6 protein-coding genes are annotated in these 6,275 nt (G+C 60.6%); 1 reads left to right on the top strand and 5 read right to left on the bottom strand.

Features of this window, described 5'->3' with window-relative positions; genetic code table 11:
- Positions 1-598, top strand: a 598-nt coding sequence (locus JF616_00195) for a hypothetical protein (protein ID MBW8886148.1), incomplete at its 5' end; no start/stop codon positions are given.
- Positions 599-658: 60 nt separating this feature from the next.
- On the opposite strand, the gene JF616_00190 is transcribed toward JF616_00195, so the two are convergent.
- The 5 genes from JF616_00190 to JF616_00170 all read right to left on the bottom strand — a co-directional run bounded on the left by JF616_00190 (position 659) and on the right by JF616_00170 (position 6,208).
- Entirely contained in the window at positions 659-841 is a 183-nt protein-coding gene (locus JF616_00190) for a hypothetical protein (GenBank protein ID MBW8886147.1), read from the bottom strand.
- 204 nt (positions 842-1,045) lie between these two features.
- Positions 1,046-2,485, bottom strand: coding sequence for a sigma-54-dependent Fis family transcriptional regulator (locus JF616_00185; protein ID MBW8886146.1), 1,440 nt, complete (start codon positions 2,483-2,485; stop codon positions 1,046-1,048).
- A 66-nt stretch (positions 2,486-2,551) separates the two neighbouring features.
- Positions 2,552-3,670 (bottom strand): molecular chaperone DnaJ, encoded by a 1,119-nt coding sequence (dnaJ, locus tag JF616_00180; GenBank protein ID MBW8886145.1) that lies wholly within the window; start codon positions 3,668-3,670, stop codon positions 2,552-2,554.
- Positions 3,671-3,679: 9 nt separating this feature from the next.
- Positions 3,680-5,620 (bottom strand): molecular chaperone DnaK, encoded by a 1,941-nt coding sequence (dnaK, locus tag JF616_00175; protein MBW8886144.1) that lies wholly within the window; start codon positions 5,618-5,620, stop codon positions 3,680-3,682.
- 42 nt (positions 5,621-5,662) lie between these two features.
- Positions 5,663-6,208, bottom strand: a complete 546-nt coding sequence (locus tag JF616_00170; protein ID MBW8886143.1) for a nucleotide exchange factor GrpE — start codon at positions 6,206-6,208, stop codon at positions 5,663-5,665.
- Between the last annotated feature and the right edge of the window lie 67 nt (positions 6,209-6,275).

The raw sequence follows: 6,275 nt of genomic DNA, 5'->3' as shown, positions 1-6,275 counted from the left end.
CTACAAATCCACTACTACCACCAATTCAAAGGCGTATTTGGTCAAATTCGTGGGATACAACGATGATGCTGCCGCCGGCAATCTGAATTCCAATTTCACATGGACGAACAGGACGGGAGTCGCCAAAAGCGTTCGATTGGTTTCCTGGTCCTATCCCGGCACGTTCGGCACTACTACCATGAGCTATAGGGTCACTCAGAACAGCCTGACCCATTCCAAATCCAGTACGATGTGGGTGAGCGGCGCCATGGAACCATTTACCGAAGTCGGTTCCGGCTTCGAAGCCTGTACGGGGCCCCTTGCGAGCGGGGTCATCTTTACCCCGAGTCCCTTCAACCCGCCTACCCAATTCGGATCCTCTCTCGTGGCTTTCAACTTTAATACCATGGAGGGCGCCTTCTTCCGCGATACGGATGATGAGTTGCTGTTGAACGATGTGCTCCCGGCGGGATTTGGCTTCCTGCTGGCATATTTCGAAGGCGACGGGTACCAGCCCAGCCCAATGGATGGAAGCGCGACCGCCGATGGATTGCTGGATGCCCACTACCATGGCGTCTTTTATACCGGCTCGCAGCAGGACCGCTACGACTGTCCATGAAGGGCCAACAGGAACGGCCAGCCCCCCAAGCGCTCGACCCTCTGCAACGTAAGTTACGGCTTAGATCTGAGCGAGGAACGCTTCCACCGATTGCGTCGTGTTCAGGATGATTTTCAAATCCAGAAAATCGTCTTTACCGATGACCAGGGAGCGATGGGGCCTGCCCGCGAACAAGGGGATGAAATCCGGGGAAAGCACCTTTTCCAATTTCACGGCCCGTTTATCTTCGAAGTTGGGAATCATGGTATTTCCTTTCCGATTAGAATAGAGCAATCGGGATGCCATAGTGAAGTATGTCCATGACTTGCCAAATCGACCGCCTTTGCCAGGTCCCGCGCGGATCGGATCGTGCGAAGGGTTCCAAGATGCGACCCACCGCACGATCCGTTCCCAAACAAAACGATTTCCCGATGGGGACCTGCCAGCCCTTGGGAAACCGGCGAGGGACTATTGCGCGGAAACCGCGTCCGGAGAAGGCGCGGAGGAGGGCGTCGAAGCCGGGGCCGGACCGGCGCCTTGGGCATCTTCCAGCCCATGCTCTTTCAGCTTCCGCCATAGGGTCGACCGGGAAATACCCAAGCGACGCGCCGTCTCGGTATGGTTCTTGTTGCAGATCTCCAAGGCCTTGCGTATGTAGTTCTTCTCGAGCTCGGCGAGGGTCACCAAGGAATTCGGATTCTTGTCGATGACGATCTCATCGCTTTTCGGCAAGGCGAAGAGCATCGGGCCGCCTTGGGCCTTCACCAGGTATTCGGGGAGATCGTCCAACACGATGTTCTCGCCCTCGCATAAGGCCACCGCGTGCTCGATGATGTTCTCCAACTGCCGGATGTTGCCCGGGTAGTCGTAATTCATCAGGATGGCCTCGGCGGCCTTGGCCATGCCGTGGATCTCCTTCTTGTTCTCGGCCGCGTACTTCTTGACGAAGGTGCGGATGAGCCCGGGAATGGAGCTGCGTCGATCGCGCAGGGGCGGCAGGTTCATGTGGAAGATGGAAAGGCGGTAGTACAGGTCCTCCCGGAACGCGCCGGTCTGGATGGCCTTGATCAAGTCCTTGTTGCTCGCGGCGATCACGCGCACGTCGACGTAGCGGTTCTCGTTGTCGCCCACGCGGCGGATTTCCTTCTCCTGCAGGAAGCGCAGCAGCTTTACCTGGGTCGGGAGGGACAACTCGCCGATCTCGTCCAGGAAGAGCGTACCTTTATCAGCCATTTCGAAAAGGCCCTTGCGATCGGCCACCGAACCCGTGTACGAGCCCTTCCGCGATCCGAACAGTTCGGATTCGACCAGGTTTTCCGGGATGGCTCCGCAATTCACGGCCACGAAGCTCTCGTCCGCCCGGCTGCTCAGCCGGTGGATGATGTTGGCCATGAACTCCTTGCCGGTGCCACTTTCCCCGGAGATCAGGATAGTGCTATTGGTGGGCGCCACCTTGGTCACGGTCCGCAGGATCTTCTTCATGGCGGGGGAGACCCCCAGCACGTCCTCCAGGTAGCGTTCCTCCATGGCGCGCACGTTACGACGCGCGAGACCGTGGTTGACGGCCTTGGTGGCTAGACTCTCCAGCAGTTTCACGTTGACGGGCTTGATCAGGAAGGAATGGGCCCCTCGCTGCACCGCGGCTTCGGCTTTCTGGGTGTCGCGCACGTTGGCGAGGATGAAAACCTCGATGCCGGGGTTATTCTCCCGCGCCAGGTCCAGGATGTCGAGGTTATCGATGGTGAGGAAATCGGTGGAGAGGAACATCGCCCCGATGCCCCCCTGGGTCAGCAGCTTGATGGCGTTCTGCCCGCCGCTGCTCTCCATGATTTCGGTATTGGGTATGGACCAATGATTGAAGACTTCCTTCTTCAGCTCCGGGTCGTTGTCGAGAATGAAGATCTTCATCTGCATCCATTCCGCGGGAAGGACATGCCTTCCTGCGCGCCCTCCCGGGCGACGCCGAAGGCGCCGCTAGGTGAAAAAAGTCTTTGCCTTCTGGAAGAAGGATTTGGGGTGCTCCTTCTCCTGCACTCGTTCCAGCTCCTTGAGGACCTCGATTTCCTTGGCGCTCAGGTTCTCGGGCGTGTGCACGTGGATCTTCACGTATTGGCTGCCGCGCTGTCCGCTGTTGAGATCGGGAAGCCCCTTGCTCCGCAGGCGCATCAGCTTTTCGCTCTGGGTTCCCGCGGGGATCTTGAGGTCCACCTCGCCGTCCAGGGTCTGCACCCGGATGTCGCCGCCTAAGGCCACCGTGGTATACGGCACTTCGACCTGCATGTACAAGTCGGTGCCGCGGCGCTCGAAGGTTTCGTCCTCCGCTTCCTTGATGGCCACGATCAGATCGCCGCTGGGACCGCCCTGCGGCCCCGCATGGCCTTCGCCGCGCAGGGTCAGGTAATTGCTCTCTTCCACGCCCGCGGGGACGTCGATGGAAAGCGTCACTTCATCCTGCTTGCGCCCCTGGCCATGGCAGTCGGCGCACTTGGTCTTGATAAGGGTGCCCATCCCGCCGCATTCGGGGCAGGTGGTCACGTTCACGATCTGCCCGAAGAACGAACTCTGCACCTGCCGCACCTGGCCTTGCCCGGCGCATACGTTGCAAGTCTGCTTACCCGTGCCGCCTTGGCCCGCGCAAGTCGCGCACTTATTATAGCGCCTGAGCTTGACCTTCTTGGTCACTCCGTTGGCGACGTCGCTCAAAGTGATGGTGAGGGCGATTTGCACGTCTTGCCCGCGCGGCGGGCCTCCGCGCCCGCGCCCACGGCCTCCACCGCCCCGCCCGAACACGTCGCCCCCGAAGATGTCCCCGAAGGCGCTGAAGATGTCTTCGAAATTGGAGAAGCCCTCGGGACCGCCCGATCCGCCTTGGACCCCGGCATGGCCGAAGCGATCGTACTGCGCCCGTTTCTGGGCGTCGCACAACACCCCATAGGCTTCGGCCGCTTCCTTGAACTTCTCCTCCGCGGCCTTGTCGCCGGGATTCTTGTCCGGATGGTACTTGATCGCCAATTTCTTATACGCGGACTTGATGGCGGCGACGTCCGCGTCCTTGGTAATCCCGAGTACCTCGTAGTAATCCCGTTTCGACATCCGCCTACCTTACTCGACTACTTCGAAGTCGGCATCCACGGCGTCGCCGTCCTTGCCTTTGGAACCCTTCGGCTTGCCCTGATCGCCGCCCGCTTGGGCGCCGCCATCCGCCGAAGCGTTGCCGGCCCCGGCCTGGGCGTTCTCGGCGGCGTTCTTGTACATGGCCTCGGAAAGCTTGTGGGACGATTCCTCCACTTTCTTGATGGCGGCCTTGATGGCTTCGAGATCGTCCAATCCCTGCACCTTCTTCAGCTCGGCCACGGCGGCCTCGACGGCTTCCTTGTCCGCGGCCGGGATTTTGTCCCCATGCTCCTTGACCAGCTTCTCGGTGCTATACACCATGTGCTCGGCCTGGTTCTTGACCTCGGCTTTTTCCTTTTCCTGCTTGTCCAGCTCGGCGTTGGCTTCGGCTTCCTTCACCATGCGGTTGATGTCGGCGTCCGAGATGCCCGAGGAGGCTTCGATTTTGATCTTCTGCTCCTTGCCGGTGGCCTTGTCCTTCGCCGTCACGTGCACGATGCCGTTGGCGTCGATATCGAAGGTCACTTCGATCTGGGGCATGCCGCGAGGCGCCGGCGGGATGCCGGTCAGTTCGAAGCGGCCCAGGGTGCGGTTATGCCGCGCCATCTCGCGTTCGCCCTGCATGACGTGGATGCTCACCGCGGGCTGATTGTCCTCGGCGGTCGAGAACGTCTGGCTCTTGCGCGTGGGAATGGTCGTATTGCGCTCGATGAGCTTGGTCATCACGCCGCCCAGGGTCTCGATGCCCAAGGACAGCGGGGTCACGTCGAGCAAGAGCACGTCCTTCACGGCGCTGTCGCCGGCCAGCACGCCCGCCTGCACGGCGGCGCCCACGGCCACGACCTCGTCCGGGTTCACGCCCTTATGGGGTTCCTTGCCGAAGAATTCCTTCACCTTATCCTGGATGGCCGGGATACGGGTGGAACCGCCCACGAGGATCACCTCGTCGATGTCTTCCTTCTTCTTGCCCGCGTCCTTCAGGGCCTTGATGCAAGGCTCGATGCTCTTGTCCACCAGGGCCTGGGTCAATTGGTTGAACTTGGCCCGCGTGAGGGTCAGGTCCAGATGCTTCGGGCCCGAAGCATCGGCGGTGATGAAGGGCAGGTTGATATTGGTCGTGGTCGAACCCGACAGGTCGATCTTGGCCTTCTCGGCCGCTTCCTTCAGGCGCTGCAGGGCCATCTTATCCTTGCGCAGATCGACCGTGTTCTCCTTCTTGAACTCGTCCGCGATCCAGTCGATGATGACCTGATCGAAGTCGTCCCCGCCCAGATGGGTGTCGCCGTTGGTGGACTTCACCTCGAACACGCCGTCCCCGATTTCGAGGATGGAGATGTCGAAGGTGCCGCCGCCCAAGTCGTATACCGCGATGGTTTCGTTCTTCTTCTTGTCCAGACCGTAAGCCAGGGCGGCCGCGGTGGGCTCGTTCACGATGCGCAGCACGTCCAGACCGGCGATCTTGCCGGCGTCCTTGGTGGCCTGGCGCTGGGCGTCATTGAAATAGGCCGGCACGGTCACCACGGCCTGGGTTACGGATTCGCCCAGGTAGTCCTCGGCGATCTTCTTCATGGCCTGCAGGATCATGGCCGAGACTTCGGGCGGGGTGTACTTCTTCCCGTCGATCTCGACGGCCACGGGTTCGCCGCCGCTGCCCACGACCTTATAGGGGACGCGGCTGCGTTCCTGATCCACTTCGCTGCCGGTGCGGCCCATGAAACGCTTGATGGAATACACGGTGCGTTCGGCGTTAGTGATGGCCTGGCGCTTGGCCACGTGGCCGACCAGACGTTCGTTGTTCTTGGTGAAAGCCACGATGGACGGCGTGGTCCGGTGGCCTTCGGCGTTGGGGATCACGGTGGGCTTGCCGCCCTCCATGACCGCGACGCAGGAGTTGGTGGTGCCCAAATCGATGCCGATGATCTTGCCCATGGTACTGTTCCCTTTCGATAACTCTGTTAGCCGACGCGCCCCTTAGGAGGCCTTCCCGGTCGATACGATGACTTTGGCGTGCTTGAGGATCTTATCCTTGGCCTTATACCCCTTCATCAACACCTGGCTGACGTGGTTCTCGGGAACCTTGTCGCTGGGCTGCTGCATCAGGGCGTCGTGCAGGTTCGGATCGAATTCCGCCCCGAGCGGATCGACTTCGGTCAACCCTTCCTCGGAGAGGATGTTCTTGAATTTGTTGTAGATGAGGCGCATGCCCTTTTCCACGTCTTCCAGCTTATCCGATTTGTGCTTCGGGTCGAAGGCGAGGTTGAAATCGTCCAGCACATCGGTCAGCTTGCCCAGCAGCTTGGCGTTGGCCGAGGCCACCAGATCGAAATTCTCCTTCACGGTGCGACGGCGGTAGTTGTCCCATTCGGCAAGCAGGCGCAGGTGCTTGTCCTTGGCCTCTTGCAGTTCGGCGGATAGCTTGTCGTATTCGCCGCCGGCCTGTCCGGCGCTTTCCATCGCGTCATCCGAGTCTACGCCCGGTTGCGCTTCCAGGGATTCGTGTTCGGGATTGTCTGCCATGATATCCGTTCTCTTTAAGTTGCCGCGCCCGCGGAGGCCGGCGGCGGTGGTCCGGTAGGGAGGCTTA

Source organism: Fibrobacterota bacterium (genome assembly GCA_019509785.1).
GTDB lineage: Bacteria > Fibrobacterota > Fibrobacteria > UBA11236 > UBA11236 > Chersky-265.
This window is presented reverse-complemented; position numbering and strand designations above follow the sequence as displayed.